This window comes from Micromonospora parastrephiae, assembly GCF_016802865.1.
Lineage (GTDB): Bacteria > Actinomycetota > Actinomycetes > Mycobacteriales > Micromonosporaceae > Micromonospora > Micromonospora parastrephiae.
Genome location: NZ_JAEVHM010000049.1, coordinates 1 through 26,431, shown reverse-complemented (window position 1 = coordinate 26,431; position 26,431 = coordinate 1). Strand labels below are relative to the sequence as shown.

At 71.3% G+C, this 26,431-nt stretch carries 24 protein-coding genes and 2 pseudogenes; 7 read left to right on the top strand and 19 right to left on the bottom strand.

Annotated elements, in window-relative coordinates; translation table 11 throughout:
* Positions 1 to 35: 35 nt before the first annotated feature.
* Complete coding sequence (locus JNW91_RS13030) at positions 36 to 3,323, bottom strand: S8 family serine peptidase (RefSeq protein WP_203175104.1); 3,288 nt, start codon at positions 3,321 to 3,323, stop codon at positions 36 to 38.
* A gap of 158 nt (positions 3,324 to 3,481) precedes the next feature.
* Between JNW91_RS13030 and JNW91_RS13025 the strand changes: the two genes are divergently transcribed.
* Both JNW91_RS13025 and JNW91_RS13020 read left to right on the top strand, forming a co-directional pair.
* Positions 3,482 to 4,039, top strand: coding sequence for a sugar O-acetyltransferase (locus tag JNW91_RS13025; RefSeq protein WP_309244339.1), 558 nt, complete (start codon positions 3,482 to 3,484; stop codon positions 4,037 to 4,039).
* A gap of 46 nt (positions 4,040 to 4,085) precedes the next feature.
* A complete protein-coding gene (locus JNW91_RS13020; protein WP_203175095.1) occupies positions 4,086 to 4,724 on the top strand; it encodes a dihydrofolate reductase family protein in 639 nt (212 codons plus the stop codon).
* 33 nt (positions 4,725 to 4,757) lie between these two features.
* Here JNW91_RS13020 and JNW91_RS13015 read toward each other — a convergent pair whose 3' ends face one another.
* The 5 genes and pseudogenes from JNW91_RS13015 to fdxA all read right to left on the bottom strand — a co-directional run bounded on the left by JNW91_RS13015 (position 4,758) and on the right by fdxA (position 8,531).
* A complete protein-coding gene (locus JNW91_RS13015; protein ID WP_203175094.1) occupies positions 4,758 to 5,405 on the bottom strand; it encodes a nucleoside/nucleotide kinase family protein in 648 nt (215 codons plus the stop codon).
* Positions 5,405 to 6,052 (bottom strand): SIMPL domain-containing protein, encoded by a 648-nt coding sequence (locus JNW91_RS13010; RefSeq protein ID WP_203175093.1) that lies wholly within the window; start codon positions 6,050 to 6,052, stop codon positions 5,405 to 5,407. Before JNW91_RS13010 ends, JNW91_RS13015 begins: the two co-directional genes overlap by 1 nt.
* Before the next feature lie 9 nt (positions 6,053 to 6,061).
* A pseudogene (locus JNW91_RS13005) lies at positions 6,062 to 7,086 on the bottom strand (prephenate dehydrogenase).
* Between the two features lie 16 nt (positions 7,087 to 7,102).
* Positions 7,103 to 8,208 (bottom strand): annotated as a pseudogene (gene dapC / locus JNW91_RS13000) (succinyldiaminopimelate transaminase).
* Complete coding sequence (gene fdxA / locus JNW91_RS12995; RefSeq protein ID WP_007464872.1) at positions 8,205 to 8,531, bottom strand: ferredoxin; 327 nt, start codon at positions 8,529 to 8,531, stop codon at positions 8,205 to 8,207. Before fdxA ends, dapC begins: the two are co-directional and overlap by 4 nt.
* A 79-nt stretch (positions 8,532 to 8,610) precedes the next feature.
* Between fdxA and JNW91_RS12990 the strand changes: the two genes are divergently transcribed.
* The gene (locus JNW91_RS12990; protein ID WP_203175092.1) at positions 8,611 to 9,564 is read left to right on the top strand and encodes a GNAT family N-acetyltransferase; all 954 of its coding nucleotides are present in this window, start codon (positions 8,611 to 8,613) and stop codon (positions 9,562 to 9,564) included.
* 28 nt (positions 9,565 to 9,592) lie between these two features.
* On the opposite strand, the gene JNW91_RS12985 is transcribed toward JNW91_RS12990, so the two are convergent.
* The 3 genes from JNW91_RS12985 to mshB form a co-directional block, all read right to left on the bottom strand.
* On the bottom strand, positions 9,593 to 10,057 hold the full coding sequence (locus JNW91_RS12985; protein WP_203175091.1) for a hypothetical protein: 465 nt from the start codon (positions 10,055 to 10,057) through the stop codon (positions 9,593 to 9,595).
* A gap of 81 nt (positions 10,058 to 10,138) precedes the next feature.
* The gene (locus JNW91_RS12980) at positions 10,139 to 10,594 is read right to left on the bottom strand and encodes a hypothetical protein (RefSeq protein WP_203175090.1); all 456 of its coding nucleotides are present in this window, start codon (positions 10,592 to 10,594) and stop codon (positions 10,139 to 10,141) included.
* Positions 10,591 to 11,517 (bottom strand): N-acetyl-1-D-myo-inositol-2-amino-2-deoxy-alpha-D-glucopyranoside deacetylase, encoded by a 927-nt coding sequence (gene mshB / locus JNW91_RS12975; RefSeq protein ID WP_203175089.1) that lies wholly within the window; start codon positions 11,515 to 11,517, stop codon positions 10,591 to 10,593. The genes JNW91_RS12980 and mshB overlap by 4 nt, the downstream gene beginning before the upstream one ends.
* An 86-nt stretch (positions 11,518 to 11,603) precedes the next feature.
* Between mshB and JNW91_RS12970 the strand changes: the two genes are divergently transcribed.
* A complete protein-coding gene (locus JNW91_RS12970; RefSeq protein WP_203175088.1) occupies positions 11,604 to 13,748 on the top strand; it encodes a S9 family peptidase in 2,145 nt (714 codons plus the stop codon).
* Between the two features lie 45 nt (positions 13,749 to 13,793).
* Here the strand turns inward: JNW91_RS12970 and JNW91_RS12965 are convergent, their stop codons facing one another.
* Positions 13,794 to 15,104, bottom strand: a complete 1,311-nt coding sequence (locus JNW91_RS12965; protein WP_309244340.1) for a helix-turn-helix domain-containing protein — start codon at positions 15,102 to 15,104, stop codon at positions 13,794 to 13,796.
* Positions 15,105 to 15,108: 4 nt separating this feature from the next.
* Positions 15,109 to 15,273, bottom strand: a complete 165-nt coding sequence (locus JNW91_RS32225; protein ID WP_238424880.1) for a hypothetical protein — start codon at positions 15,271 to 15,273, stop codon at positions 15,109 to 15,111.
* Between the two features lie 152 nt (positions 15,274 to 15,425).
* On the opposite strand from JNW91_RS32225, the gene JNW91_RS12960 reads away from it, so the two are divergent.
* The gene (locus tag JNW91_RS12960; RefSeq protein ID WP_238424879.1) at positions 15,426 to 16,169 is read left to right on the top strand and encodes a helix-turn-helix domain-containing protein; all 744 of its coding nucleotides are present in this window, start codon (positions 15,426 to 15,428) and stop codon (positions 16,167 to 16,169) included.
* A gap of 140 nt (positions 16,170 to 16,309) precedes the next feature.
* Here the strand turns inward: JNW91_RS12960 and JNW91_RS12955 are convergent, their stop codons facing one another.
* The 8 genes from JNW91_RS12955 to JNW91_RS12920 all read right to left on the bottom strand — a co-directional run bounded on the left by JNW91_RS12955 (position 16,310) and on the right by JNW91_RS12920 (position 23,919).
* A complete protein-coding gene (locus JNW91_RS12955) occupies positions 16,310 to 16,873 on the bottom strand; it encodes a dihydrofolate reductase family protein (RefSeq protein ID WP_203175085.1) in 564 nt (187 codons plus the stop codon).
* A complete protein-coding gene (locus JNW91_RS12950) occupies positions 16,861 to 17,367 on the bottom strand; it encodes an SRPBCC family protein (RefSeq protein ID WP_203175084.1) in 507 nt (168 codons plus the stop codon). Before JNW91_RS12950 ends, JNW91_RS12955 begins: the two co-directional genes overlap by 13 nt.
* Positions 17,364 to 17,738 carry an ArsR/SmtB family transcription factor gene (locus JNW91_RS12945; RefSeq protein ID WP_203175101.1) on the bottom strand — a complete coding sequence of 125 codons (375 nt, stop codon included), beginning with the start codon at positions 17,736 to 17,738 and terminating at the stop codon, positions 17,364 to 17,366. The genes JNW91_RS12950 and JNW91_RS12945 overlap by 4 nt, the downstream gene beginning before the upstream one ends.
* Before the next feature lie 218 nt (positions 17,739 to 17,956).
* Positions 17,957 to 19,699, bottom strand: a complete 1,743-nt coding sequence (locus JNW91_RS12940; protein WP_203175083.1) for an ABC transporter substrate-binding protein — start codon at positions 19,697 to 19,699, stop codon at positions 17,957 to 17,959.
* A 147-nt stretch (positions 19,700 to 19,846) separates the two neighbouring features.
* The gene (locus tag JNW91_RS12935; RefSeq protein WP_203175082.1) at positions 19,847 to 20,833 is read right to left on the bottom strand and encodes an ABC transporter permease; all 987 of its coding nucleotides are present in this window, start codon (positions 20,831 to 20,833) and stop codon (positions 19,847 to 19,849) included.
* Positions 20,834 to 20,843: 10 nt separating this feature from the next.
* The gene (locus JNW91_RS12930) at positions 20,844 to 21,851 is read right to left on the bottom strand and encodes an ABC transporter permease (RefSeq protein WP_203175081.1); all 1,008 of its coding nucleotides are present in this window, start codon (positions 21,849 to 21,851) and stop codon (positions 20,844 to 20,846) included.
* Positions 21,848 to 22,858: an ABC transporter ATP-binding protein gene (locus JNW91_RS12925; RefSeq protein ID WP_203175080.1), complete on the bottom strand. Its 1,011-nt coding sequence runs from the start codon at positions 22,856 to 22,858 to the stop codon at positions 21,848 to 21,850. The genes JNW91_RS12930 and JNW91_RS12925 overlap by 4 nt, the downstream gene beginning before the upstream one ends.
* Positions 22,855 to 23,919 (bottom strand): ABC transporter ATP-binding protein, encoded by a 1,065-nt coding sequence (locus JNW91_RS12920; protein WP_203175100.1) that lies wholly within the window; start codon positions 23,917 to 23,919, stop codon positions 22,855 to 22,857. Before JNW91_RS12920 ends, JNW91_RS12925 begins: the two co-directional genes overlap by 4 nt.
* Positions 23,920 to 24,187: 268 nt before the next feature.
* Between JNW91_RS12920 and JNW91_RS12915 the strand changes: the two genes are divergently transcribed.
* Complete coding sequence (locus JNW91_RS12915; RefSeq protein ID WP_203175079.1) at positions 24,188 to 24,736, top strand: Uma2 family endonuclease; 549 nt, start codon at positions 24,188 to 24,190, stop codon at positions 24,734 to 24,736.
* Between the two features lie 33 nt (positions 24,737 to 24,769).
* Positions 24,770 to 26,206, top strand: a complete 1,437-nt coding sequence (locus JNW91_RS12910; protein WP_203175078.1) for a TldD/PmbA family protein — start codon at positions 24,770 to 24,772, stop codon at positions 26,204 to 26,206.
* The last annotated feature ends 225 nt before the right edge of the window (positions 26,207 to 26,431 follow it).

Below are 26,431 nucleotides of genomic sequence, written 5' to 3'. Positions count from 1 at the left end.
GCGGCGCTCGGCCGCGGACCCGGACGGGGTACGCCTCAGCGCAACCGGTACGCCTGGATGATCCGTTGCGTCACCGTGTTGCCGGCGGCGTCGCGGGCGGTGGCCCGCAGCGACGCGTAGCCGGGGCCGGCAGGATGCCGGACGGTGGCCGTCCAGCCTTGCCCGCCGTGCCGCACCCGGGCGGGTTGCCAGCTCCGGCCGCCGTCGTAGGAGACGTCCACGGTCAGGCCGGTCAGGCGCGACCCGGGGGCGCCGGGCTGTCGCTGCACCTGCACCGGAATGACCAGGCTCCGGCCGGCCGGGGCGGCGTTGTCCCGGCCGAGCGGTGGCGTGAACCGGATGGCCGACACCGGCAGCTGCCGGTAGTCGTCGCCGGGGACGTGCCCGGACCGGAACGTCCACGCCGCGCTGACCTCGGTGCTGAGGTCGGTGAAGCTCCGCTTCGACGACACCTCCAGCCGGTAGTTCGCGGCGCCGGGCGGCACCGTGAACTGGCCGTACCCCGGGTCCGCCAGCTCGTCGACCAGGACGCCGTCTCGGTAGAGGGCGGTACGGGCCGCGTCCGAGACCGACCCGCCGGCGTGACCCTCGGCGTCACTGTGCAGCGGAACGTCCACCTGGATCTCGTCACCGAGACGGGTGACGCCCTGCCCCGGCCAGCGTGGCGCCGGGAACGACGGCCCGTACGGCGCGCTGTTCCAGCTCTCCCGCGTGTGCCGGCCGGCCCGGTACGCCTTCGGTTCGGCGACCAGCACCGCCTTCGTGTCGACCCACCCCTCTTCGGTGGGCACACCGAACGTCAGCTCCGAGGACCAGCGCAGCCCGCGGGTGTTGTAGTGCTCGACCCGCTGCCCCGGCACCGCCGTGGGCAGGACGACCGCCCAGCCACCCAGGTCCGGATCGAGGTGCGGGAAGACCACCCGCTCCGCGACCAGCCCGGGATAACCACCCCGGAACTCGTGGGTGACCGTGGCCAGGTCCCGGGCGCGGTAGGTCTTGTCGAAGCCGGTCGGCATCCGACCGGGGATCTTCTCACTGAGCGCGTACAGGTAGGGGCTGATGTCCACGCCCGGCTTTTTCCACTGGCTGCTCACCGTGGCGAAGAACCGTGCACCGGGAACCGCCCGACCGATGTGCCCGGTGGTCAGGCCGGTGAAGTCCAACCCGAGCAGACCGAAGCCGTACGCGCCGCCGTCCTCGCTCAGGAAGTTCGCGCTGACGTCCACCAGCCCCGGTGCGGCCGATCGCTCCGGAACGGTCATGCGTATCGGCCGGGCCCGTCGGGCGTCGACGGTGACCGTGGTGTCACCGTCGAGCACCAGCTCGGGCTGGACCAGTTGGGCGGCGCCGTTCTCGGCGAAGACGACGCTGGCCAGCCCGTAGCGCCCCTTGGGTACCCGGACCTCGACGGTGCCGTCCGGGTCGTACAGGTCGAGGCTGCTCAGGGTGTCCAGCCGGATCAGCGCCGTGTGGTGCTGCTCGGCGGCGGCGCCGGTGGCGTCGAGGTGCCGGACGGTGAGCTGGTAGGACTCCACCTCCCGGTTCACCGCGACCGGGGTGACCGCCACGGCCGTCCCGGAGCGGGCCACGAGCCGGCCGGTCCAGTAGCCGTCCGTGCCGAGCCGGGTGTCCACGGTGAGCGTGGTGCCGGCGGTGCCCCCCGGAGGCACGGTGACCTGGCCCGCGCCCAGGGCGAACATGCCGGCCGGCGCCGGCTGGTTGTCCGGACCGGTGACGTCGAGGGTCAGGTCCAGCGTGAGAGGGTCCGGGCCGTCGTTGCGCCAGTCGACCTTCCGGGTGATCGGGGTGTCGTCGTCGTGCGGCCAGGTCGGTTGACCGAAGGAGACGCTGACCGGGTCGCTGGTCACCCGCTGGGTGATCGCCCGGGCCACGTCGACCCGACCGGCGCCCTGCTGGAACGCGGTCTGTTCCGGGTGCGGCTTCGCCGAGGCCATCAGGGTCGCCTTGAGCTGGGCCGCGGTCCAGCCGGTGTGCTGCTGGGCGAGCAGCGCCACCGCCCCGGTGACGTGCGGCGCGGCCATCGAGGTGCCGGAGAGCGCGACGTACCCCTCCCCCACCGGCTCGCCGATCTCCGTGCCGTCGGCACGGGCGGCGACGATCTCCACCCCGGGGGCGGTCAGGTCCGGCTTCAACCCGCCGTCACCCACCCGCGGGCCCCGGCTGGAGAAGTCGGCCAGCGCGTCGTCACGGTCCACGGCGCCCACGGTGAGCGCGGCGTCGGCGCTGCCCGGTGAGCCGACCGAGCCGTCCGTGCCGTCGTTGCCGGCGGAGAGCACGAAGAGCGCGCCGGTCTGCGCGGTCAGCGACCCGACAGCTGCCTCAAGCGGGTCGACCTCGGGGGTGTCGCCGCCACCCAGGCTCATGTTGATCACATCGGCGTGCTGGTCGACGGCGGCCCACTGCATGCCGGCCAGGATCGCCGACTCCGAGCAGCCCCCCTCCTCGCAGACCTTCCCGTTGAGCAACGTGGCGTCCGGGGCGACGCCGTGGTACTTACCGCCGGAGGCGGCGCCGCTGCCCGCGATGATCGACGCGACGTGCGTGCCGTGGCCGACCGTGTCGCCGGCGTCGGTGGCCTCGGTGAAGTTGTGCGCCTCGGCGATCCGACCGCTCAGGTCGGGGTGGCCGGCGTCGATGCCGGTGTCCAGCACCGCGACGCGTACGCCCTGACCGGTGAAGCCGGCCTGGTAGGCGGCCGGGGCGCCGATCTGCGGCACGCTGTGGTCCAGGGTGAGCTGCCTGCGGCCGTCGAGCCAGATCCGGTCGGCACCCCCCGCCGTGCCGATCCGGGCACCGGCGCCGGTGAGCGCCGCCCAGACCGTCGTGGCCTGCTGCTTGTCGGCCGTGGCGGCGATTCCGCCGATGGCCGGCAGTTGCGTGGTGACGGTCAACCCGGCGGGTGCCGCGGCACGCTGCCGTGCGCCTCCGTTGCCGGCGACCAGCACCGGCAGGTCGTCCCGGCGCGCGTCGTCGTAGCCGGCGGCGATCAGCCCGGTGACGTCGAACAGCCGCCGGTCCACCCGGCCGTCGCGCACCAGGGGCAGGGCGTCCTGCGGCAGCACGGTGAGGTGGCCGCGGTCGCGGGTGGTGAGGAAGCGCAGATGGGTACGACCCGGACCGGGACGGATCGCGGCGGATCCGGACGGGGTGACGGTGACCCGGTCTCCGGTGAGCAGGGTGACGGTGGTCGTCGACGCGTCGCGCTGGGCGGCGGCGTCCGTGGTGGCGCTGACGGGTGGGCTGGCCGCGGCTATCGCCGGGGTGCCGAGCGCGAGGGCTACGGCGGCGGTGGCGGCGGTCATTCTGCTGCGTCGATGCAACGGATCCTCCTTGGTGGAGCGTCGATACCAGATGAGACGCATTGACCGCCGCCAGTATTACATACCGGGTATGTAAAAAAGAGGGCCAAAATATGACGGACCTGCCAACTGATGGCAGGCCGCGAGGCATCATCGACCGGGTGACCTCCATGAAGGACAAGATGCTCGCCGGTGAGCCCTACCTCGCCGACGATCCCGAGATCATCGCCGACCTGGACCGGGCCGCCCGGCTGATGGAACGCTTCAACACCAGCCCCGCAACCGATCCGCCGGCCCGGCTCGCGGCGCTCCGCGACCTCCTCGGCGAGCTGGGCGAGAGCACCTGGATCCGCCCACCGTTCTACTGCGACTACGGCTGGCAGATCCGGATCGGCCCGCGCAGCTTCGTCAACTACAACGCGGTCTTCCTCGACGTCGCCCGGATCACCCTCGGCGCGGACGTCCAGGTCGGCCCGAACGTGCAGCTGCTCACCCCGACGCATCCGGTGCAGCCCGGTCCGCGCCGGGACAAGTGGGAGGCGGCCAAGCCGATCACCGTCGGCGACAACGTGTGGCTCGGCGGTGGCGCGATCGTGCTGGCGGGCGTGACGATCGGCCCGAACACCGTCGTCGGCGCCGGAGCGGTGGTCACCCGGGACCTACCGGCCAACGTGGTCGCGGTGGGCAACCCGGCCCGGCCGGTCCGCGAACTCGACTAGGGTCCGCCCACAGGGTCTTTTCGAGCCGGAGCACACGGAGGACAGCATGGGCACGATCCACATCGACCTGTTCGCGACGCTCGACCTCGTCGGCCAGGCGCCGGGCGGTCCGGAGGAGGACCCCGCCGGCTTCCCGTACGGGGGATGGCAGGCGCCCCTGTTCGACGAGACGGGCGGCCAACAGGTCATGGACGGCATGAAGGGCATGGACGCGCTGCTCCTGGGCCGCAGGACCTACGACATCTTCGCCGCGTACTGGCCGAACCAGGCCGACGGCGTCGACGGCGAGATCGCCACCCTGTTCAACAGCATCCCGAAGTACGTGGCCTCACGCGGCACCCCGCGACTGGACTGGGCGGGCTCGACGCAACTGGGCCCCGACCTGGCACGCGCCGTACGCGAGCTGCGGGACGAGCACGAGAAGATCCACGTGATCGGCAGCCTGAACCTGGTGCAGACCCTCCTGCGCGAGCGCCTCTTCGACCGGCTCAACCTCTGGATCTTCCCGATCGTGCTGGGCGTCGGCAAGAAGGTGTTCGACGGCGGCGCCGTACCCACCAACCTGACCCTGCTCGAACCGCCCGCCACCTCGGGCACGGGCGCGGTGCTCCTGCGGTACGGCCTCGGCGCGGGAACGCCCGCCACCGGGGACATGAGCCAAGGGGACCGCGGCGTCACGGAGTGACGCCTCCCCGGCGCACGCCGCCGGCGGCCTCGCTCAGGCCACCAGCGGCTCGGGAAGCCGGACCACCAGGTCGGCGCGGTCGGCGGTGGGGGTGATCAGCGCAGCGTTCGACTCGTCGCTGCCCAGTGCCCACGCCCGTGCCTGCTCCGGTGACCGCCCGAACGCCTCGTGCCGGGCGGTCAGCCGGCGCTGGCGCGCCTCGGCGTCCAGGTCGAGAAACCACGCCTCGTGCAGCAGCGACTGGATCTCCTGCCACGGGAAGTCCGGCAGCAGCAGGTAGTTGCCCTCGGTCACCACCAGCCGGACCGACGGCGGCACCTCGATCGCCCCGGCCACCGGCTCCTCCAGCTCCCGGCGGAACTCCGGCGCGTAGACCGAGGTCGGCTCCAGGCGGCGTAACCGGCGCAGCAGCGAGACGTACCCGTTGGCGTCGAAGGTGTCCACCGCGCCCTTGCGGTCCGCGCGGCCCAGCCGGACCAACTGCGCCTGTGCCAGGTGGAAGCCGTCCATCGGCACCAGCCGGGCGGCCGGCCCGACCTCGGCCACGATCCGCTCCGCCAGCGTGGACTTCCCTGCGCCCGGCGCGCCGGCGATGCCGAGCAGTTGTCGCGGCCCGGCCTCGGCCAGCGCCGACGCCCGCGCCACCAACTCGTCGACGGACAGCACCCGAGCCGGCGGCATCAGCCCAGAACCGGATCGCTGATGGTGAAGCGCGCCTGCACGGCCGCCTGCACGGTCTGTGGTTGCGGGTCCAACTCCAGCTCCGGCGCACCGCCGCCCGCGCCACCCCCGGCGAACGCCGCGCGGGCGAACATCGGCCGGTCGGCCGGGCCGGCGTCGGCCAGCTCTATCAGCGCCGTGACCCGGGCGCCGAGCGCCTCGGCGTACTCCCGGGCGCGCAGCAGGGCGTCGCCGATCGCGGCGTGCCGTGCCTCACGGTGTGCCGGGCTGTCCGGACGCAGCTCCCACCAGGGACCGGCCACCTCGACCTGGTCCTGGTCGGCCAGCCGGAGCATCAGCTCGCCGAGCCCGGTGAAATCGGTGACGGTGACGGTGGTGGTGACGCTGCCGTGCCAGGCCACAACCCGCTCGCCCGAACGTCGGGTCTCCGGCCGCACCCGCAGGTCGCCGGTCTCCCGCCGGGCGACCACCGGCCCGGCGCCGTCCAGCAGCACCCGCACGGCGGCGGCCCGCTCGGCCAGCCGGGTCAACGTGGTCTCCCGGTCCCGGTCACGAGCCGTCGCGGTGACCGCGAAGCGGGCCAGCTCGGGCGGCACCTCCCGGTACGCCTCGCCGCGCACCTGCACCACCGGGCCGTCCACTGCCATGCCCTCACCCTAGTCAGCCGCCAGCGTCCACGCCGTGTAGGAGACGGCGTCCGAGTCGACCCGACACCCGGTGAGGTGCCCACCGGCGTCGCCCAACCCGCGTAGCCAGGTCACCTCGTCGGTGTGGTCACCGCCGGCCGGGAACTCCCGGTCGCGTTCGGTGAACCGCCGACCGCGCAGCGCCGACCGCGCCGCGGCGGCCTCCGCGTACCGAGCGGTGAGGGCCGCCGCGTCGCCGGCTCGCAGCGCGGCGCCCAGCCCGTCCAGGAACGCGGTGACCCCGGCCAGCTCGTGCAGCACCCGTTCCCGGTTGCCGAGCAGCATGTTCGCGGTCCGCTCGGCGGGGGTGCCGGCCACCCGGGTGCCATCGGAGAAGCTGCCGGCCGCCAGCGCCAACACCGCGTCCCGCAGCGGCGCCCGCTGCGCCGCACCGGCCAACGCGCCAGCCAGCAGGTGCGGCACGTGCGAGGCGAGCGCGGCCGCCGAGTCGTGCGTCGACGCGGACATCGGCACCACCCGGGCGCCGAACACCTCCACCAGCAGCCCGGTCAGCCAACGGAAGGCGTACGTCCCGGCGCCCGGCGCCGGACACAGCACCCAGGCGGCACCGGCCAGCAGCGTCGGGGAGGCGGCGGGCAGGCCGCTCGACTCCGCGCCGGCCATCGGGTGCCCGGGGACGAACCGGTCGAGAAGCCCGAGCCGGTCGCCACCTCGGCCACCTCGGCCTTGGTGCTACCGACGTCGGTGAGCACACAGCCCGGTGCGGTCGCGGCGGCCACCCGGGCCAGCGTCCCGGGCAGGGTGGGCAGGGGGCCGCAGAGGAAGACCACGTCCCGGTCGGCCACGGCCTGCTCGATCGTGTCCGGGGCGGCCACCCCACGGCCGCGTGCCCGGTCGCGGGTGGCCGGGTCGGGGTCCCAACCGGCCACGTCCACACCGGCTTCGGCGAGGCGTAGCAGCAGCGAACCGCCGATCAGGCCGGTACCGACGACGGCCGCCCGCACCCGGTCGTACCGTCCCCCGCCGTCGGTCATCGCCGGCCCACCGGCGTCAGGCCCGCAGCCGGCCGGCGACCGCCGCGACGTGCTCGTCGGACTCGGTCAGCGCGACCCGGACGTGCTGGCCGGCGGCAGGGCCGTAGAAGACGCCCGCGGCGACGAGGATGCCGCGTCGAGCCAGCCAGTCGACCGTCTGCCAGCAGTCCTCATCGCGGGTGAGCCAGAGGTAGAGACCGGCCTCCGAGTGCTCGACCGTGAACCCGGCGCCGGTGAACGCGGCCCTCAGCACCTCGCGCCGGGCCCGGTAGCGCTCCCGCTGCTCGTCGGCGTGTCGCTCGTCCTGCAGCGCGGCCACCATCGCCGCCTGCACCGGCGCGGGCACGATCATGCCGGCGTGCTTGCGGACCTTCAGCAACTCGGCGACGAGCGCCGGGTCGCCGGCCACGAACCCGGCCCGGTAGCCGGCGAGGTTGGACCGCTTGGAGAGCGAGTGCAGGGCCAGCACACCGTCGTAGTTGCCACCGCAGACCTGCGGGGACAGCACCGACACCGGCTCCGCCGACCAGCCGAGCGGCAGGTAGCACTCGTCGCTGGCGACCACCGCGCCCCGTTCCCGGGCCCAGTCGACCACCTTGCGCAGGTGCGCCGCCGGCAGCACCTGGCCGGTCGGGTTGCCCGGCGAGTTGACCCAGACCAGCCGCACCCGGGAGGTCGGCCCGACCGCGGTGAGCGAGTCGGCGCGGACCACGGTGGCGCCGGCCAGCCGCGCCCCGTCCTCGTAGGTGGGGTACGCGATCGACGGCACGACGACCACGTCACCGGGGCCGATGCCGAGCAGGGTGGGCAGCCAGGCGACCAGCTCCTTCGAGCCGATGGTCGGCAGCACACCGAGCCCGTCGACCCCGGCGCCACAGGCACGGGCGACCCATGCGGCGATCGCGTCACGCAGCGCCGGCGTGCCGGCGGTCAACGGGTAGCCGGGGGCGTCGGACGCGTCGGCCAGCGCCTGCCGGATCACCTCGGGCACCGGGTCGACCGGCGTGCCCATGGAGAGGTTGATCAGGCCCTCCGGATGCGCCGCGGCCAGGGTGGCCGCGCGTCCAGGGTGTCCCAGGTGAACTCAGGCAGCCGCGACGAGACCGGCGTGGGCCGGTTCAGTGGCCCTCGCCGCGCGGCGGCTGCGCGGCGACGAAGGTCGCGTCCTTCTCGACCTTGCCGATCTTCGAGGCGCCCCCGGGCGAGCCCAGGTCCTCGAAGAACTCGTAGTTGGCGCCGGTGTAGTCCTTCCACTGCTCCGGGACGTCGTCCTCGTAGAAGATCGCCTCCACCGGGCAGACGGGCTCACAGGCACCACAGTCGACGCACTCGTCGGGGTGGATGTAGAGCATCCGGTTGCCCTCGTAAATGCAGTCGACCGGGCACTCCTCGATGCATGCCTTGTCGAGCACATCCACGCACGGCTCGGCGATGATGTAGGTCACCGGTCTTCTCCTCCGCCAGACACGCCGCGATCTCCCGCGACGATAAGAGCCTAGTATCTCGCCGGGGAGGGGGTCGATCGTGCTCCGACAGCAGGATGTGGGACACCGAATCGTGGTCCGCCGGATTGTGGGGATTCGCGAAGGCCGCCCGCTGTTCTCCGACGCCCTCGGTGAGCTGGTGGAGCTGAGCGAGACCCATCTCACGCTGGCCACCGCGCAGGGTCCGCTGCGGGTACCGGTGGCGCAGGTGCACCGGGCCAAACGGGTGCCGCCGACCCGCCGGCCGACCGCCGCCGCCGTGGTGGCGCTGGAGCGCGCCGCCGACGAGGCCTGGCCGGCGCCCACCCGTGGCCGGCTCGGCGACTGGCTGCTGAGATCGGCCGAGGGCTGGACCGGACGGGCCAACTCGGCGCTACCGATCGGAGATCCGGACCGGCCGCTGCCGGCGGCCGTGGACGCGGTCGAGCACTGGTACGCCGAGCAGGGCCGCACTGCGATGATCAACACACCGCTGCCGCTCGCCGCGCCGGTCGGTGCCGAGCTGGACGACCGGGGCTGGGGCAGCCGCCCGCCCACACTGGTGCAGACCACACCCCTGCCCCTGCCAGCGCCCGGCGACACCTCCGCCAGCGCGGTCGTCGAGCTGGACACCGCGCCGAGCGAGGAATGGCTGGCCGTCGCCGCCGGTCGTAAGGGCGGGCTGCCGGACGCCGCCCGGCACGTGCTCACCGCCGTGGACCAGGTGCGCTTCGCCCACGTGTACGTCGACGGCGCGCTGGTGGCGACCGGCCGGGGCACGGTCACCGGCCAGGGACGCTGGCTCGGCCTGAGCCTCATCGAGGTGCTGCCGGCGGCCCGCCGACAGGGCCTGGCCGGTCAGGTGATCCACGCGTTGGCCGACTGGGGCGTGTCCCGCGGCGCGGCGCACGCCTTCCTCCAGGTGGAGCAGCACAACACGGCGGCCGTCGCGCTCTACCGGAAGCTCGGCTTCACGACCCACCACACCTACCTGACCCGGGTCGCCCCGCACTGATCAAGCGTTGCGGGCGACCCGACGGCGGTCAGCGGCGGACGACCCTGCGCGGCTTGGCGGCCTTGACCTCCGCGTACCGCTTGAGCTGCTGCGATCGGTAGTCCCGGCCGAGCGCGGTGAGCACCAGGTACCCGATCAGCACCCCTGCGCCGGTGGCGAGCAGGTAGAGCCAGATCTGGGCGAAGAACGTGCCCGCCCCACCGGCGAACGGGTTGTGTCCGACCAGCAGCGGCCCGACCAGCACGGTCAACGCCATGGCAGCACCCACCACGAGGGCCACGTCGGCCGCCCAGGCGGCCAGTGGCCGGCGGCTGCCCCAGCGGAAGGCGACCACGGCCAGGATCAGCCCGATCAGCACGAACATCGCCAGCGACACCCGGTCGGCGGCGGTGTCGTCACCGTCGAAGCCGAGCCGGATGATCAGCCGGGCGACCACGTTGGCCGCGAACAACGCTCCCGTGAGCACCCCGACATCACGCCACCGTCTGTGCACCGCGCGACCTCCTGCCGTACGCCCCATCGCGGGGCCGCATCCCTGGCAGGAATATCTACCACCCGTACCTGGGTGGCGTCATCAGCCGAGAAGGGTGGGCGGCGGGGCGAGGATCTGCCGGAAACCCATCACCGCGAAGGTCATCGCACCGGCCACGATCATGGCCAGGCCGACCCAGTTGTCACCGGCCAGCAGCAGATCGCCCTCGGAGGTCCGGACGGCGGCCACCGCCATCAGCGCGAACCACGGCACCGCGGGCAACGCCACCGCCCACCGACGGCCCACCGCCTCGTGGGCGAACCAGCTCAACACGATGTTGGCACCGACGGCGAGCAGCACCGAAACGCCGATCAACTGACCGCCGACACGGACGGTGGCGAGCAGCAGCTCCAACACCCCGGTCAGGACACCGGCCACCACCACGACGACGGCCCCGGCCACCCGCAGGCCCAGGTCCAGCAGTCGCGGCGGCGGTACCGCCTCCGGCGGGGTGCCCTGGTCTTCCACGACCGACACCGGCGCGGCGGGCAGAGTCACCGGAGGCCGGCCACCGCGACCGGGTGCCGGTCGGTGGCGGTCTCGTCGGAAAGCCCGGCGAAGAGGTCGTCCTCCCAGCCGTACGGGCCGGAGCCCGGACCCTTCTCGCCGACCGCCAGGGTGAAGAACTCCACGCCCATGAACTCGCCGCCGAAGTTGCCGGCGATCGAGTAGAGCCAGGAGGTGGCCGGGATCTGCGTGGCGTGCGCCCGCATCGCGGCCTCCTTGGCGGCGTGCTGGTCGGTGCCGTCGATCCGGGCGGCGATCTGGTCGTCCGGCGTGCCGAAGGGCAGCTCGGCGAGGTCCTGGATGCCGGCGAACGGGTTGTCCGAGGATTCCGCGAAGTGCGCCATGCCGGCCTCCAGCACGCTGAGCGGCATGGCCGTCCAGTAGACCTTGGCCGGAGCGCAGCCCTCGGCGGCGGCCAGCTCGACGGCACGCATCGCCACCCGGTGCGCCTGGATGTGGTCGGGGTGACCGTAGAAGCCGTTCGGGTCGTACGTGACCAGCACCTGCGGGCGTACCTCCCGGATGACCTCCACCAGATGCCCGGCGGCCTCGTCGAGGTCGGCCTGCCAGAAGGCGCGGGGGTGCTCGTTGGTCGCGAGCCCCATCATCCCCGAGTCGCGGTAGCGGCCCGCGCCGCCGAGGAAACGGTGGTCGCTGACGCCGAGCGCGGCGCAGGCCGCGGCCAGCTCGCCGATCCGGTACCCGCCGAGCTGGTCGGCCTCGGCGGCGGCGAGCTGGGACAGCGCCGGTACGTGGATCTCGCCCTCCTCGCCGAGGGTGCAGGTCACCAGCGTCACGTGCGCGCCGGCGGCGGCGTAGTGGGCCATCGTCGAGCCGGTGCCGATCGACTCGTCGTCCGGGTGCGCGTGGACCAGCAGCAGGCGGCGGTTGGGCAGCGTCGTCACGACGGTCACTCTAACCGGCGGTTCGGCTCGGCCGGCGCTGACGCGTCCGCCCAGGTCGGCCACATCACCCCCGGTACCGCTCTACGATTTGGCCTGTGGACTTTCCGGAGCTGGCCGCCCGCACCCGCCGGTTCACCCACGGCGCACCGCGCGCTGTCGCCGTGGCCGAGGACGGCTCCCGAGTGATCTTCCTGCGTTCCGCCGGGCCGGAGGACCCGGCCGACGCGCTGTGGCAGCTGGACGTGGCGACCGGTGCGGAGCAGCTGGTGGCCGACCCGGCGACCCTGCTGGGCGCCGGCGGCGATCCCCGGGCCCTCACCCCCGGTGAGCGGGCGTTGCGCGAGCGGCTGCGGCTCAACGCCGCCGGCATCGGGTCGTACGCGCTGGACGCCGCCGGCCGGGTGGCCGTGTTCGCGCTGGCCGGGCGCCTCTTCCGGGCCGACCTGGTGCACGGCGACGTGGTGGAGGTGGCCGCCGTGGGGCCGGTGCTCGACCCCCGTCCGGACCCGACGGGTCAGCGACTGGCGTACGTGACGGACGCGGCCGATGGTGTCCGCCGGGGCGAGCTGCGGGTGATCGAGGCGGACGGCACCGACACCCTGCTGGCCGGTGAGGACGCCGGGGTGAGCTGGGGTCTGGCCGAGCACATCGCGGCGGAGGAGTTCGGCCGGTTCCGAGGCTACTGGTGGGCGCCGGACGGTCGGTCCGTGCTCGCCGCCCGGGTCGACGAGTCCCGCCTGCAACGGTGGCACCTGTACGACCCGGCCGACCCGGCGAGCCCGCCGACCGCCGTCGCGTACCCCCGGGCGGGTGGGCCGAACGCGGAGGTCAGCCTGCACCTGCTGGATTTGAACGACGGCTGGGTCGACGTGCACTGGGACCGGGAGACCTACCCGTACCTGACCGGGGTCAGTTGGGGCGAGGGCAGCCCACTGATCACCGTGCTGCGTCGCTCGCAGCAGCACGGGCTGGTGCTCGCGGTGGACCCGCGCACGGGTGAGACGCAGGTGCACGCCGAGCTGGCCGATCCGCGGTGGGTCGAGCCGATCGCCGGCACGCCTGCGCACCTGCCGGACGGCCGGGTGCTGGTCGGCGGGGAACTGGCCCACGACGGGTATGACGCGCGGTGCCTGTTCGCCGACGGCACCCTGCTCACGCCGCCGTCGCTGTACGTGCGGCGGGTGGTGGGTCGGCTGCCGGCCGGCTCCGGCCCGGCCGATCTGCTGGTGGAGGCCAGTGACGGCGAGCCGAGCGAGCGGCACCTGTTCCGGGTCCGCACCACGATCGGCGGTGGGGTGGACGCGCGCCGGATCACCACCGACTCCGGCTGGCACACCGCCGCCGTGGGCGGAGACGTGCTGGTCGTCGGGGTCGCGTCGCTGGACCACGCCGGTGTGCGGTGGACGGTCCGTCGCGGCGACCAGGAGCTGGCCGAACTGCGGTCGCTGGCCGCCACCCCTCCGTACTCTCCGCTGCCGCTGCTGGAGCGGGTGACCGACCGGCGGCTGCCGGCGGCGGTGTTGTACCCCGACAACCACGTGACGGGTCGGCGGCTGCCGGTGCTGCTGGACATCTACGGCGGCCCGGGGCATCAGGAGGTGGTGGCCGCCCGAGCGGCGTGGCTGGAGCGGCAGTGGTGGGCCGACGCCGGGTTCGCGGTGGTCACCATCGACAACCGGGGTACGCCGGGGGTGGCACCGTCGTTCGAGAAGGCGATCCACCGGCGGGTCGCCGACGTGATCCTGGCCGACCAGATCGACGCGCTGACCGCGCTGGCCGGTAAGCACCCGGATCTGGACCTGGGTCGGGTGGCGGTGCGCGGCTGGTCGTTCGGGGGGTGGCTGGCCGGGTTGGCGGTGCTGCGTCACCCGGAGCTGTTCCGGTGCGGGATCGCGGGCGCCCCGGTGACCGACTGGGCGCTGTACGACACCGCGTACACCGAGCGGTATCTGGGGCTGCCGGAGGACGGCATGGACGTGTACGCCCACCACTCACTCGTCGAGATGGCCGCCGAACCGGTCACCGGCCCGGATCAGGCTCGGCCGCTGCTGCTGGTGCATGGTCTGGCCGACGACAACGTGGTGGCCGCGCACACGCTCCGGCTGTCGGCGGCTCTGCTGAGCACCGGCCGCCCGCACGCCGTGCTGCCCTTGACCGGGGCCACCCACATGGCCGCGAACGGCACCGCGGAGCGGCTGCTTCCACTCGAACTGGATTTCCTCCGTACCCACCTGGGGTGATCGGTCGGCGGCGCCGTCGCGTGGCCTTGTCCGACTGGTCGGGAGTCAGGGGCGGGTCAGGGACCTCAGCTTGTCGCTGATGTGGATTTGGAAACTGGTCTGCATGTCCTCGTACGGGGTGAGTGAGACAGTTTCCACCAGTCCACCCCGCACGTCGTAGTCGTGGCCGTCCGCGACCAACCGGCAGGGCAGGTCGCCCTTCTCCAGGTCGGCGAGGAACACGTCGGCCCGCACATTGTCCTGGCCCTCGGCGTCGGGGAAGGCGAAGGTCGTCACGCGGTACAGCAGCATGTAGCGCTTGTGCAGCCCGAGGTCGAGGATTTTCCGGAGCCTCTGGACCGGGTCCTTCTCGACCCCGAGGTATGGCTCGTCGCCGTACTGGCTGGTCACCTTGAATTCGTTGGTGCCGAGTGGTCCCTGCGGGCCGGTAATCCACAGGCCGCGGACGAGCCAGCCCGGCGGCACCGCGAACCTGTTCAGGGTCGACCCGGGATCGTCCACTATCCGCTCCGGCGTTCCGGCCTCGGTTGTCGCCGCGATGTCGACGTTTCCGCCCTTGTCCGGGCTGTTGTAGCTGTCCGAGGCTTGGCTGGTGTGGTCGAACCAGATGAACTCCGGCCGAGGGTCCAGCCTCCTGGCACACGATGCCTTGCCGGCGCCCTTTTCTGGCACCTTCGCCGCCGCCGCCGCGAGCGCCGCGCGCCGTTGCTCGAAGCGTGGCTGGTACTCCTTGAGCACCTCTTTCATCGACCTGTCGGTTTCCACCGACCTGTCATTCCGCTCCGGCTCGCTCTGCCCGCCCGCGTCGCAGCCGGTGACCAGCATCGCGGCCAGGACCGCCAGCGTGCCCAGGGCGGCGCCCTTCCACGTGTCGCAGCGCATCGAAGCCCCCTTGACGCCATCGGGTCCCACCAGTGTGCCCGCTCGATGTCTTCGGCGCCGATGAGCCGTCGCATCACCGACCTCCACCAACTCGGCCAGACGCGGATACCGGGCGTGCTGGTAGGTCGTCCAGACATGCCGCACCTCCCGAGCCAACCGCTCGGCCGACATCACCTCCCGGCCCGCCGGGCGACCAAAAGCCATCGGGTACGTCGACAACGCCGCTCGAATGCGCGCGATGCCTCCGCGACGCTCGGCCAGCTCGGCAGGCTGGACATCACGACCGAGCAGGGCTGCGGCATCGACCCTCAGCACCGCGGCGATCTCGCGGATGGTCGACACCCGCTCCAGGGAACGGACCCCACGCTCGACCTTGTCCACCCAGCTCTTCGACTTCCCCAACCGATCCGCGAACGACTGCTGCGACAACCTGCGCCGCACCCGCAGGTAGGCGACGCGTCGACCGATCGGCACCGGATCACGGCTCACCACGCCACCGCCGATCCGGCACCGCCCGAGTCGTCTCGTCCGCCGGTATCCGCTCCGCCTCGGCCTGCGCGAGCAACCGGCGCTTCGCTTCCTCCCTTTCGGCGGCATCGATCTGCTCACCCTGGCTGACCGGCTTGTCGTCAGAATTGGGCATCATCACCTCCACCGCAGCGGCGCATCGGCGGGCTCAGCCGTCGCCTGTGTCCACAATGCCGTCGGGCTGTCGCCGGGCGCAACGGCACAGAGTGCGACATCCGGGACACATTCAAGGCGACATTGAGGCGACACACCGCTATTGTGGCGAACATGAATGCCCCGAACACCGCCCTACGCGCGGTCCGCACCGGGATGCGCATGAGCCAGGACGACTTCGCCCGCGCGCTTCAAGCCGCCGGCCGCCGCGTGGGCGAACCCAATGACGCCAACAAGAGACTCGTCCAGCGCTGGGAGTCCGGCGCGATCGCGGCACCACGGCCCGTGTACGCCCGCGCCCTGGAGGTCGTCACCGGCCTGCCGGTCTCGCTGCTCGGCTTCGCCGCGATACCCGATGGCAATGTCGTCGATGACCAACACGGTGGCCACGACCTGACCTCGCCCATGTCCAGCCTGGCCACGCCAACGCCCAAGCCACTCGCGGTCCACGGGTCGTACGAGGGCGTCTGGCTCAGCCGCTACCAATTCCATTCCAGCGGACGGGGAGAGTCATTCGCCGGGCAGCACTTCGTGGTCGTGCTCCAGCACGGCGACCGACTGACCGTGCGCAGCCTGCCCGGCTCGGCGGCATCGTCGCTGTCAATGGATCTCACCGTGGACGGTGCCGTGGTCACCGGCACCTGGGTGGAGCAGACCGATCCCGCCGGCTACTACCGGGGAGCCCGGTACCACGGCGCAATCCAGCTACTGGTGGAGCCCACCGGCCGACGTATGGCCGGGAAATGGGTCGGGTTCGGCAAGGACATGGACGTCAACACCGGCCCGTGGGAGCTGACCTTCCGGGACGCGTCCACATCCAAGGCGACGCTCGACCACTACAACACGTCGCCCGAATAAAACCCTTTGCCAACTCGTCCTCGGGCGGCTGCCCAGATGCTTCACGTCGCCAGAGGCTGCTCCACCGACCTCATCCGGCCGAGTCAGTCGTCGGCGCTCCGCGTGTCGTGCAAGCGCCGGTAATCGGACAGGGCTGTCGTTCACTGTCCGAGAGTGCGGTAGCGGAGGTATACGAGGCCGCTGTGGAATCGGCGCTCATCGAGGAGTTCGAGGTCGGTGCGGACGCCGGTCGGCAGCCCTGGCTTACCGCCGCCGACGACGACGGGCAGGATGAACAGCTCGCACTCGTCGACCAGCCCGGCCTTGAAAGCCTGCGTCGCGAGGTCGGCACCTCCGATCATGAGATCGCTGCTGGCCGTGGCCTTCAGTTCGCGTACCGCGGCGGGGTCGAATTGGCGTTCGACGCGGGTGTCGGCAGTTGACACGTCGGCGAGGCTCGTGGAATACACGACCTTGCTCGCCGCCTGCCAGGCGTTCGCGAAGTCGGCCATGAGGTCCGACTTCGCGGCCAGGGCGGCGTCGGTCTCCCAGACGGACATCGCCTCGTACAGGCGCCGCCCGTAGAGAAACGTGCCCTTGGACCGCAGGACGTCGGTCGTGAACGCGAACGTGTCGTCGCCGATGGGCAACCAGTCGAACGCGCCGCGTTCGTCCTCGATGTAGCCGTCGAGCGACAACATCGTCACGTAAGTCAGCTTTGCCATACCTCTACCTCTCGATGATGTGCGGCACCAGGCCGGACATTCGCCAGCGTGGCGTCCAGCTTGATAAACGCCTGGCGCCAACCCTCCGTGCTGGGGCCCGCCAGATGGTCGGGGAGCCACTGGCGGATCTCCAGTCGCGTCCGTCCGTCAGCCTCGTCGTGGAATTCGACACGCATTCTCGTGACGTGCGGCTCAATGCCCTCCGGCAGTCGGCCGCTGACGTGCACGACGCCGTCGAGCAGTTCGCCGTCGGCGACGTCGGTGAGGTCGACGTGGACGTGCACGCGTAGCTCGGGTTCAGCGGCGTTGATCTCCGTCCACCGTTGATAGCCGCCAGGACGTATGTCGAACTCGACCTCGTCGCGCGGTAGTGAGTTGCCGGTCGGGCCCCACCACGCCGCCAGGTGGTCGGGATCCGTGAAGGCTCGGTACACGAGGTCCCGTGGCGCGTCGAACACACGCGAGATGGCGAGCTGCGGAGGTTCGGTGTTCATTCGAGCTCCCTGGGGTCGTCGGCCGTCCGGGCCGTTGCCGGTGCGGCGGCCTGCACCGCGGCGAGGTGCTCATCGAGGCGGGTGAGGGACGAGTCCCAGAGCCGCCGGTAGCGCTCGATCCAGTCGGCCGCCTCACGCAGCGGGGCAGATTCGAGGTGGCTCGCGCGCCACTTGCCCGACCGCGACCGGGAGATGAGCGCGGCGCGCTCGAGCACCTTCAGGTGCCGTGACACCGCCGGCATCGAGATGGACAGGGGAGCGGTGAGCTCGGTGACCGTGGCGTCGCGTTCGGCCAGCTCGGCGATGATCGCCCGTCGGGTCGGGTCGGACAGCGCCGAGAACACCGCGCTGAGTTGATCGCTGCCAACTATCGGAAGCTCCCCTCACTTAACGACCCTGTTAAGCGTATTGAGACGCGAGCGATGTTGTCAACGGGCGGGTCGCCGCGCCGGCTCGGTCCCGCCGCCGACGTGCCGCCGAACGACCTGCGGCGAGATCGACTCGCACCAGTGACCTGCTCCAGCAGGAACGGAAGGGCCCCCTCCCGACGACGTTGTCGGGAGGGGGCCCTTCCTGCCTGCGGCGTGACTTACGGTTTGACGTACGCGTTCACGAACGACGGGTAGCCGAAGACGCTGGAGATGAAGATCCCCCCGGCCTTGGACCCGTGCACGTTGTAGGCCACGTCGACGAAGAGCGGCACCACGGGGGCGTGCTCCTTCATGATCCGTTCATCGAGCTTGGCCCACTCGGGGCCCTGTGCGGACGGCTCCATGGCGAGGATGCGGTCCATCTCGGCGTTGATCGCCGGGTCGTTGAAGTAGGACTGGTTGCTGTTGCCCTCGGCCTTGATGGTGCGGCCGTCGTAGAGCACCGGCAGGATGGAGGCCCCGCTCGGCCAGTCCGCCGCCCAGTTACCGAGATACAGGTCCCAGGGGTTGTCCTTCTTCTTGATCTCGTCGAGCTTGGCGTCGTCCGAGATGTTCCGCAGCGTGATCTTGAAGCCGGCCCGCTCCAGGTTGGCCTTGAGCTGGGCGCCCTGCTGCTGCTCGGTCGAGTTGTCGGCGACTCCGAGGACCAGCGCGGGCGTCTGCCCGCCGAGCAGTTCCTTGGCCTTGTCGACGTTGCCGTTGGGGCCCGCCGGGTACGCCTCGTACGCCTTGTAGCCGATCGTGGCCGGCGGCATGAGCGTGGTCAGCGGCGCGGCGACGGTCTGGCCGCCGAGCGCCTTGACCATGCCCTCCCGGTCGATGGCGTAGTTGAGCGCCTGGCGGACCTTCAGGTCCTTGACCCGCTGGTTGTTGATGACGAGCTGGTTGGCGCTCGGCGTCGGGGAGAGGATGCTGCGCGACTTGAGCGAGGCGTCCCCGGCCACCTTGGCGACCAGCGAGGCGGGCACGGCGTTGAAGGCGAGCGCGCTCTGGTCGGCGCCGTTGTCGGCGATCACCCGGTTGTTGGCGGCGTCCGCGGTCGGGCCGAAGCTCCAGACGAACTGGTCCGGGTACTGGTGCCGGACCGGGTCGGTGTTCGCGTCCCAGTTGGGGTTGCGGTCCAGGGTGATCTGCACGCCGACCTGGTTCTTGGCGACCTTGTAGGGGCCGGACGAGAACGGCTGCTTGTCCAGGTCGACGCCGGTGTCCTTGTCCGCGGGGAGCGGCGCGGTGGTCGGCAGTGAGACCGCGAACGGCAGGTCACAGCGGGGCTTGGCGAACTCGAAGCGCAGCGTCTTGGCGTCCGGCGTGCTCAGGCCGGGCGGCAACGACGTCTTGTTCTTCTTGAAGTCCCACTTGGTGTCGAACTGCGCGGTGTCGGCCAGCCACTCCTGGATGTAGGTCGGGCCGCCGGACAGGTCCGGGTCGAAGGACCGGGCGATGCCGTACGCGATCTCCTTGGAGGTGATCGGCCGGCCGTCCTCGAACTTCACCCCGTCCTTGATCGTGAATTCCCAGACCTTGCAGTCGTTGTTGACGTTTTTGCCCGGCGTCTCGGCCAGGTCACCCACCAGGACCAGGCCGCCCTTGCCGTCGTCCTTCCAGGTGGTCAGGTAGCGCGACCAGAGGGGGTTGGCCATCAGACCGGCGAACGAGTACGTCCGCTGCGGGTCCAGGTGGGAGATCGGGGACTCCCGGATGACGCTGAAGGTGCCACCCTTCTGGGCGCCACTCACCTCGGCCGCCGGCCCCTGCGAGTCCTTGGGGTCCGTCGCGATGACCCCGGTCTGCTTCCGCTCGCTGTCCACCGTGGTGCCCTCGCCCGTGTTCTTCGAGCACGCACCCAATGCCACAACCAGAGCGATCGCGCCGCCTGCGGCAACCGCCACGCGTGGTCGCATGAAGTACCCCCTTCACCCATGTGCCGTGCGGTTTCGTCGGGGCGAGAACCGCCGACGTCCCGAGGATCGTAAGGAAGAAAACCTACGAGTTGTGTAACAGTTGTCGATAAATTTTACCGTCGGCGGGTGTGGTGGACACCCGGCCGCTCAGCGCAGCCGGACCCGGGGGTCGATGGCCGCGTAGAGCAGATCCACCAGCACGTTCGCCAACACCACGAAGACGGCCGCGATCAGCACGGTGGCCATGATGGTGGGCAGGTCACCGGAGCGCACCGCGTCCACCGCCGTACGCCCCAGCCCCTGGATGCCGAACGTCGTCTCGGTGATCACCGTGCCACCCAGCGCCCCGCCCACGTCCAGCCCGGCGATGGTCACCACCGGGGTGATCGCCGCGCGCAGGGCGTGTCGCCCGTACACCTTGGGTTTGGCCAGGCCCTTGGCCCGCGCGGTGCGGACGAAGTCCTCCGACAGCGTCTCCAACATCTGCGCCCGGGACAACCGGGCGTAGATGGCCGAGAAGAGGAAGGCAAGCGCCACCCAGGCCAGCACCAGGCCACTCGCCCACTTCACCGGATCGTCGAAGATCGACGTGTAGCTCGGCACCGGCAGCAGCCGCAGGTTGTAGACGAACACCAGCAGCAGCACCGCGCCCACGAAGTAGAGCTGCAACGAGGCGCCGGTCAGCGAGAAGCCGATGGCGGCCCGGTCCAGCCAGGTGCCCCGACGCAGCGCCGAGACCATGCCGAGGCCCACCCCGAGCAGCAGCCAGAGGATCGCCGCCGGGATCACGATGCTCAACGTCACCGGCAGCACCCGCGCGATGGTGTCCGAAACCGCCTCGTTGGAGACGTACGACCAGCCCAGGCAGGGCGCGTCACACCGGCCACCCTGGGCGCTGCCCAGGTCCCGTCCGGTGACGATGCCCTTCATGTAACCGGCGTACTGGCTGACCAGCGGATCGTTCAGGCCCAGATCGTCGCGGACCCGCTCCAGCCGCTCCGGGTTGCAGTTCTTCGGGCACATCCCGGTGACCGGGTCGCGCGGCAGGGCGAAGAACATCAGGAAGGTCAGCACGCTCACCGCGAACAGGGTCAGCGTGGCGGAGAACAGCCGCTTGATCAGGAAACGTGACATGAGCCCACCCCTACCGGGACGACTTCGGGTCGAGCGCGTCCCGCAACGCGTCGCCGAAGAGGTTGAAGGCGAACACCAGCGCGAAGATCATGATGCCCGGGAAGAACACGTACGCCGGGTCGGTCTGGAGGAAGTCCAGACTGTCGTAGATCATCCGGCCGAAGCTCGGGGTCTCGTCGCTGAGGCCGACCCCGATGAACGACAGCGCGGCCTCGCTGGTGATGAACTGCGGCACCGCCAGCGAGAACGAGACCAGGATCGGTGCCCAGATGTTCGGCAGCAGTTGCCGGAAGATGATGTGCCCCAGCCCGGCGCCGCTGGCCCTGGCCGCCTCCACGAACTCCCGCTCGCGTAACGCGATCACCTGCCCGCGCACCAGGCGGGCCGTGCTGGTCCAGCCGAAGATGGCGAAGACGGCGATCAGCACGCCCACCCCGAAGGCGGACGACACCTGGCCCCGCTCACCGTAGAAACGCAGCGTGATGGTCGGGGTGAGCGCCAACGCGATGATCAGGAACGGCATGGCCAGGGTCAGGTCGGTGATCCAGCTGATCACCGCGTCGAGCCAGCCGCCGAGATAGCCGGCGAGCGCGCCGAGCACGATGCCGATCGTCGCGGTGATCAACGCGGCGGCGAACGCGATGAACAGCGACGTCCGCAGCCCGTAGATCAACCGGATGAAGATGTCCCGACCCAGATTCGGCTCCAGGCCGAACCAGTGCTCCCCGGTGACACCGCCGGCGTAACCCAGCGGCATGCCGAAGCCGTCCAGCAGATTCTGGAACTGCTCGCGCGGACCCACGCCGTAGACCATCTCGATCAACGGAGCGGCCAGCCCCAGCAGCAGGAAGAACACCAGCAGCCCGCCACTGACCATCGCCGTACGGTCGCGGCGCAGCCGCAGCCAGGCGAGCTGACCGGGTGAACGGCCGACGACACCCTTCGCCGCGTGCTCGCCCGTGTCCGCGCCGGACTCGATCTCGGCCAGCGCCACACCCTCCACCGGGGACAGGCTCACGACGACACCTCCTCGACGACCTGGGCAACCGACCCCGCCACCTCGGGGAAGTGACACGCGGCGGCCTGCCTGCCGCCGTCGCGCTGAACGAGCGCGGGCTCCTCGGCGGCGCAGATGTCCTGCGCCTTCCAGCACCGGGTGCGGAACCGGCAGCCCGAGGGTGGGTCGAGCGGAGTCGGCACGTCACCGGTCAGCCGGATCCGGCCCGCCGGGCCGAGCTGGGTGACATCCGGGATCGCCGACAGCAGAGCCCGCGTGTACGGGTGCTGGGGGCGCTCGTAGATGTCCGCCCGGTCGCCGATCTCCACGATCCGACCCAGGTACATCACGGCGACCCGCTGGCAGAAGTGCCGAACGACGGCCAGGTCGTGCGCGATGAACACGAACGCCAGGCCGAGTTCCCGTTGCAGGTCGCGCAGCAGGTTGACGACCTGCGCCTGGATCGAGACGTCCAGCGCGGACACCGGCTCGTCGGCGACGATCAGCTTGGGCCGCAGGGCCAGCGCCCGGGCGATGCCGATGCGCTGACGCTGCCCACCGGAGAACTCGTGCGGGTACCGGTTGTAGTGCTCCGGGTTCAACCCGACCAGCTCCAGCAGCTCCTGCACCCGCGCCTTGATCCCGCCCGGCGGCTTGATCCCGTTCACCTGCAACGGCATCGCCACGATCCGGCCCACGGTGTGCCGGGGGTTCAACGAGGCGTACGGGTCCTGGAAGATGATCTGGAGGTCCTGACGCAGCGGGCGCAGCTCCCGGCGTCCGGCGTGGGTGATGTCCCGCCCCGCGAACTCGATGCTGCCGTCGGTCGGTTCCAGCAACCGCACCAGCATCCGACCGGTGGTGGTCTTGCCGCACCCGGACTCCCCCACCAGGCCGAGCGTCTCGCCCGGTCGCACGTCGAAGTCGAGCCCGTCGACCGCCCGCACCAGACCCGTGCCGCGCAGCCCCTGACGTACCGGGAAGTGCTTGGTCAGCCCACGTACCCGCAGCAGTGGTTCGTCGCTCATCGGGCCACCCCCACGGATGCGATGTCCTCGGCGTAGAACGCCGCGCGTTCCTCGGCGCCCAGGTGGCAGGCGACCAGGTGGCCATCCGAATCGCTCTGCCCTGCCGGGCGCAGCTCCGGCACGTCGCTCCGGGAGCGGCTGCCGGCCCGGTCCGCGTACCGGCAACGTGGGTGGAACGCGCAGCCGGACGGCAGGTTGATCAGGCTGGGCGGGTTGCCGGGAATGGGCACCAGGTCCGCGTCCGCGTCGCCGTGCAGCGACGGCACGCTGGAGAGCAACCCCCAGGTGTACGGATGCTGCGGCGAACGGAGCACCTGCTCGACGCTGCCCCGCTCGACGGCGCGACCGCCGTACATGACCAGGACATCGTCGGCGACCTGGCCGACCACGCCGAGGTCGTGGGTGATCAGGATGATCGCGGAGTGGAACTCGGCCTGGAGGTCGGCGAGCAGGTCCAGGATCTGCGCCTGCACGGTGACGTCCAGCGCGGTGGTCGGCTCGTCGGCGATCAGCAGCGCCGGGTCGTTGACCAGGGACATCGCGATCATCGCCCGCTGACGCATGCCGCCGGAGAACTCGTGCGGGTACTGGTCGAAGCGGCGGGCCGGCTGCGGGATGCCCACCCGGTCCAGCATGTCCACCGCCCGCTGGCGGGCCTCCCGCCGGTTGGCCTTCGGGTGGTGCACCCGGTACGCCTCGGCGATCTGCCGGCCGACGGTGTAGTAGGGGTGCAGCGCGGAGAGCGGATCCTGGAAGATCATCGCCATGTCCCGGCCGCGCAGCCGGCGTACCTCCTCGTCGGAGAGGCCGACCACCTGCCGGCCGCCCACCGAGATCTCCCCGGTGATGGTGGTCCGCCGGGGGTCGTGCAGGCCGAGGATGGCCAGCGAGGTGACGCTCTTGCCGGAGCCGGACTCGCCGACGATGCCGAGAGTGCGGCCCCGCTCGACCGCGAACGACACCCCGTCGACCGCGCGCACCACGCCGTCCTCGGTGTCGAACCGGACCCGCAGGTCACTCACCCGCAGGTAGGCGTCCTGGTCGGAGCGCTGCGCCGGCACGGCGGGACGGTCGTCCGGCTCCCCGGACGGCGACGGTTCCGAGCTGTCCACGGCCACCTCCCTCAGTGACGAAGAGAACTTACAGGAAAGTCCCGAGGGTGAAAATAAGCTACAAAGTCGGCACGTGTCAGCGGGCCCGAGCGTAACGAGTCGGCATCGGCCCTGAACACCCCTCACCTCGGGCATTCATGGTCTTAAGCGCACGTCAGGTGCGATCATTGGCCGAGCACGCAGCAGAGGATCCCGGTGGCACGAGGTGGAGGTGACGATGACCGCGGCGGTGTTCAACCACGAAGGCCCGTGGACCGAAGAGGAGTACCTCGCCCTCGGCGAGACGCAGCAACGCGTCGAACTCTTCGACGGGAGCCTCCACGTGACCCCAGCCCCCACCCCCCGACACCAACGCATTTCCCGCAGGCTCGGCAACATCCTCGAAGCAGCCTCCGAGGCCGCCGGTCTCGAACTCCTCGAGGCGGTCAACGTCCGGCTCCGGCCCGGTCGGATACCGATCCCCGATCTCGTCCTCACCGACCCGATCGATCTCGACGAGCTCACTATCGAGGCGACCGACGTCCGTCTGGTTTGCGAGATCATTTCGCCGGGCAACGCGTCCACCGACAAGGTGCTCAAGATGCACTACTACGCTGCCGCCGGGATCGGGTGGTACCTGTTGGTGGAACAGGAGACCGGAGCGCTGCGCCTCTACCGGCGCCAAGGCGGCCACTACGTCGAAGCGACGGCCGCGAAGCGCGGCGAGGCGTTGGAGCTGACGGAACCGGTACGGGCCACCGTCCGGCCGGAGGATCTCGTCCCCTGACGGGTGTCGGTCGGCTGGCCTAGGGTCGGTCGCATGACCGAGTTCGACGCGGCCACCGCCGCCGTCCAGGCCGCCCTCGACGCGGGGGCCCGGTACGCCGACGCCCGGGTGATGCACCGTCGCTACGAGTCGATGGCGGCGCGCAACGGCGACGTGGAGGAGCTGACCCAGGACGAGAGCATCGGGCTCGGCGTCCGGGCGCTGGTCGGCGCGAGCTGGGGCTTCCACGCCGTACCCGATCTGTCGGACGCCGCCGCCCGCGACGCCGGGCGACGGGCGACGCGGACGGCCATGGCGAGCGCACGGGTGCCCGGCCCTCCGGTCGACCTGGTGCCGGTGGAGGCGGTCACCGCGAGCTGGGTCTCCGGCTGTCAGATCGACCCGCTCGGGGTGCCCCTGTCGGACAAGGGCGACCTCCTGGTCGGCGCGACCCGCACGATGGCCGAGCACGGCGCGGACGTCGCGGAGGGCCTGTACCAGATCTGGGACACCGCGAAGTGGTTCGTCTCCAGCGAGGGTCACCGGATCGACCAGCGGATCCGCGAGTGCGGAGCCGGCATCTCGGCCACCTCGATCGGCGATGGTGAGACGCAGCGCCGGTCCTGGCCCAGCTACCGGGGCCAGTACGGCACCACCGGATGGGAGCTGGTCGAGTCGCTCGACCTCGCCGCGCACGCCGCGCAGATCGCCGAGGAGTCCCGGGCGCTGCTCACCGCCCCGCCCTGCCCGGCCGGCGAGACGGATCTGATCCTCGGCGGCGAGCAGTTGGCCCTGCAGATCCACGAGTCGGTCGGGCACGCCATCGAACTGGACCGGATCCTCGGGTGGGAGGCCGCGTTCGCCGGCACGTCCTGGCTGAACCTGGCCCAACTCGGCTCGCTGCGCTACGGCTCCGACCTGATGAACATCACCATCGACCCGACGATCCCGGGCGCGTTGGGCAGCTTCGGCTTCGACGACGAGGGCTCCCCCGCGGTCAAGCGCGACGCGGTCCGCGACGGTCGCTGGGTGGGTGTGCTCGCCGGACGGGACTCCGCGGCCATGGCCAGCCTCGACTACGGCGGCAGCGTACGGGCCGACGGGTGGGCCCGACTGCCGATGGTGCGGATGACCAACGTCGGCCTGGAACCCGGCCCGCACACCCTGGACGAGATCATCGCGGCCACCGACGACGGCGTCCTGATGGACATCAACCGGTCCTGGTCGATCGACGACAAGCGGCTCAACTTCCAGTTCGGCTGCGAGGTGGGCTGGGAGATCAAGAAGGGCCGGCGGGGGCGGATGCTGCGCAACCCGACGTACACCGGGATCGGCCCGCTGTTCTGGCGCTCGATGGACATGCTCTCCGGCGAGACGGTGCCGTGGGGGACGCCCAACTGCGGCAAGGGCCAGCCCGGCCAGATCGGGCACACCGGGCATCCGGCGGCGCCGGCCCGGTTCCGCAACGTCCGGGTGGGGGTGTCAGCGTGAGCGCGAGGAGTGAGCCGGTTTTGCGAGCCCCGCAGTCGCGAACGAAGGAGGCTTCAGCGTGAGCGCGAGGAGTGAGCCGGTTTTGCGAGCCCCGCAGTCGCGAACGAAGGCGGCTCAGTGAGCGCGAGGAGTGAGCCGGTTTGCGAGCCCGCAGTCGCGAACGAAAGGCGGCTCAGTGAGCGCGAGGAGGTGAGCCGGGCTTGGCGAGCCCCGCTGTCGGCGAAC

Bases quoted from the DNA above. Each gene is read 5' to 3' on its own strand.
- JNW91_RS13030 (WP_203175104.1), bottom strand. From the start codon at position 3,323: ATGACCGCCGCCACCGCCGCCGTAGCCCTCGCGCTCGGCACCCCGGCG.
- JNW91_RS13020 (WP_203175095.1), top strand. From the start codon at position 4,086: ATGGGCACGATCCACATCGACCTGTTCGCGACGCTCGACCTCGTCGGC.
- JNW91_RS13015 (WP_203175094.1), bottom strand. From the start codon at position 5,405: ATGCCGCCGGCTCGGGTGCTGTCCGTCGACGAGTTGGTGGCGCGGGCG.
- JNW91_RS13010 (WP_203175093.1), bottom strand. From the start codon at position 6,052: ATGGCAGTGGACGGCCCGGTGGTGCAGGTGCGCGGCGAGGCGTACCGG.
- JNW91_RS32225 (WP_238424880.1), bottom strand. From the start codon at position 15,273: ATGCCCAATTCTGACGACAAGCCGGTCAGCCAGGGTGAGCAGATCGAT.
- JNW91_RS12960 (WP_238424879.1), top strand. From the start codon at position 15,426: ATGAATGCCCCGAACACCGCCCTACGCGCGGTCCGCACCGGGATGCGC.
- JNW91_RS12955 (WP_203175085.1), bottom strand. From the start codon at position 16,873: ATGGCAAAGCTGACTTACGTGACGATGTTGTCGCTCGACGGCTACATC.
- JNW91_RS12950 (WP_203175084.1), bottom strand. From the start codon at position 17,367: ATGAACACCGAACCTCCGCAGCTCGCCATCTCGCGTGTGTTCGACGCG.
- JNW91_RS12940 (WP_203175083.1), bottom strand. From the start codon at position 19,699: ATGCGACCACGCGTGGCGGTTGCCGCAGGCGGCGCGATCGCTCTGGTT.
- JNW91_RS12935 (WP_203175082.1), bottom strand. From the start codon at position 20,833: ATGTCACGTTTCCTGATCAAGCGGCTGTTCTCCGCCACGCTGACCCTG.
- JNW91_RS12925 (WP_203175080.1), bottom strand. From the start codon at position 22,858: ATGAGCGACGAACCACTGCTGCGGGTACGTGGGCTGACCAAGCACTTC.
- JNW91_RS12915 (WP_203175079.1), top strand. From the start codon at position 24,188: ATGACCGCGGCGGTGTTCAACCACGAAGGCCCGTGGACCGAAGAGGAG.
- JNW91_RS12910 (WP_203175078.1), top strand. From the start codon at position 24,770: ATGACCGAGTTCGACGCGGCCACCGCCGCCGTCCAGGCCGCCCTCGAC.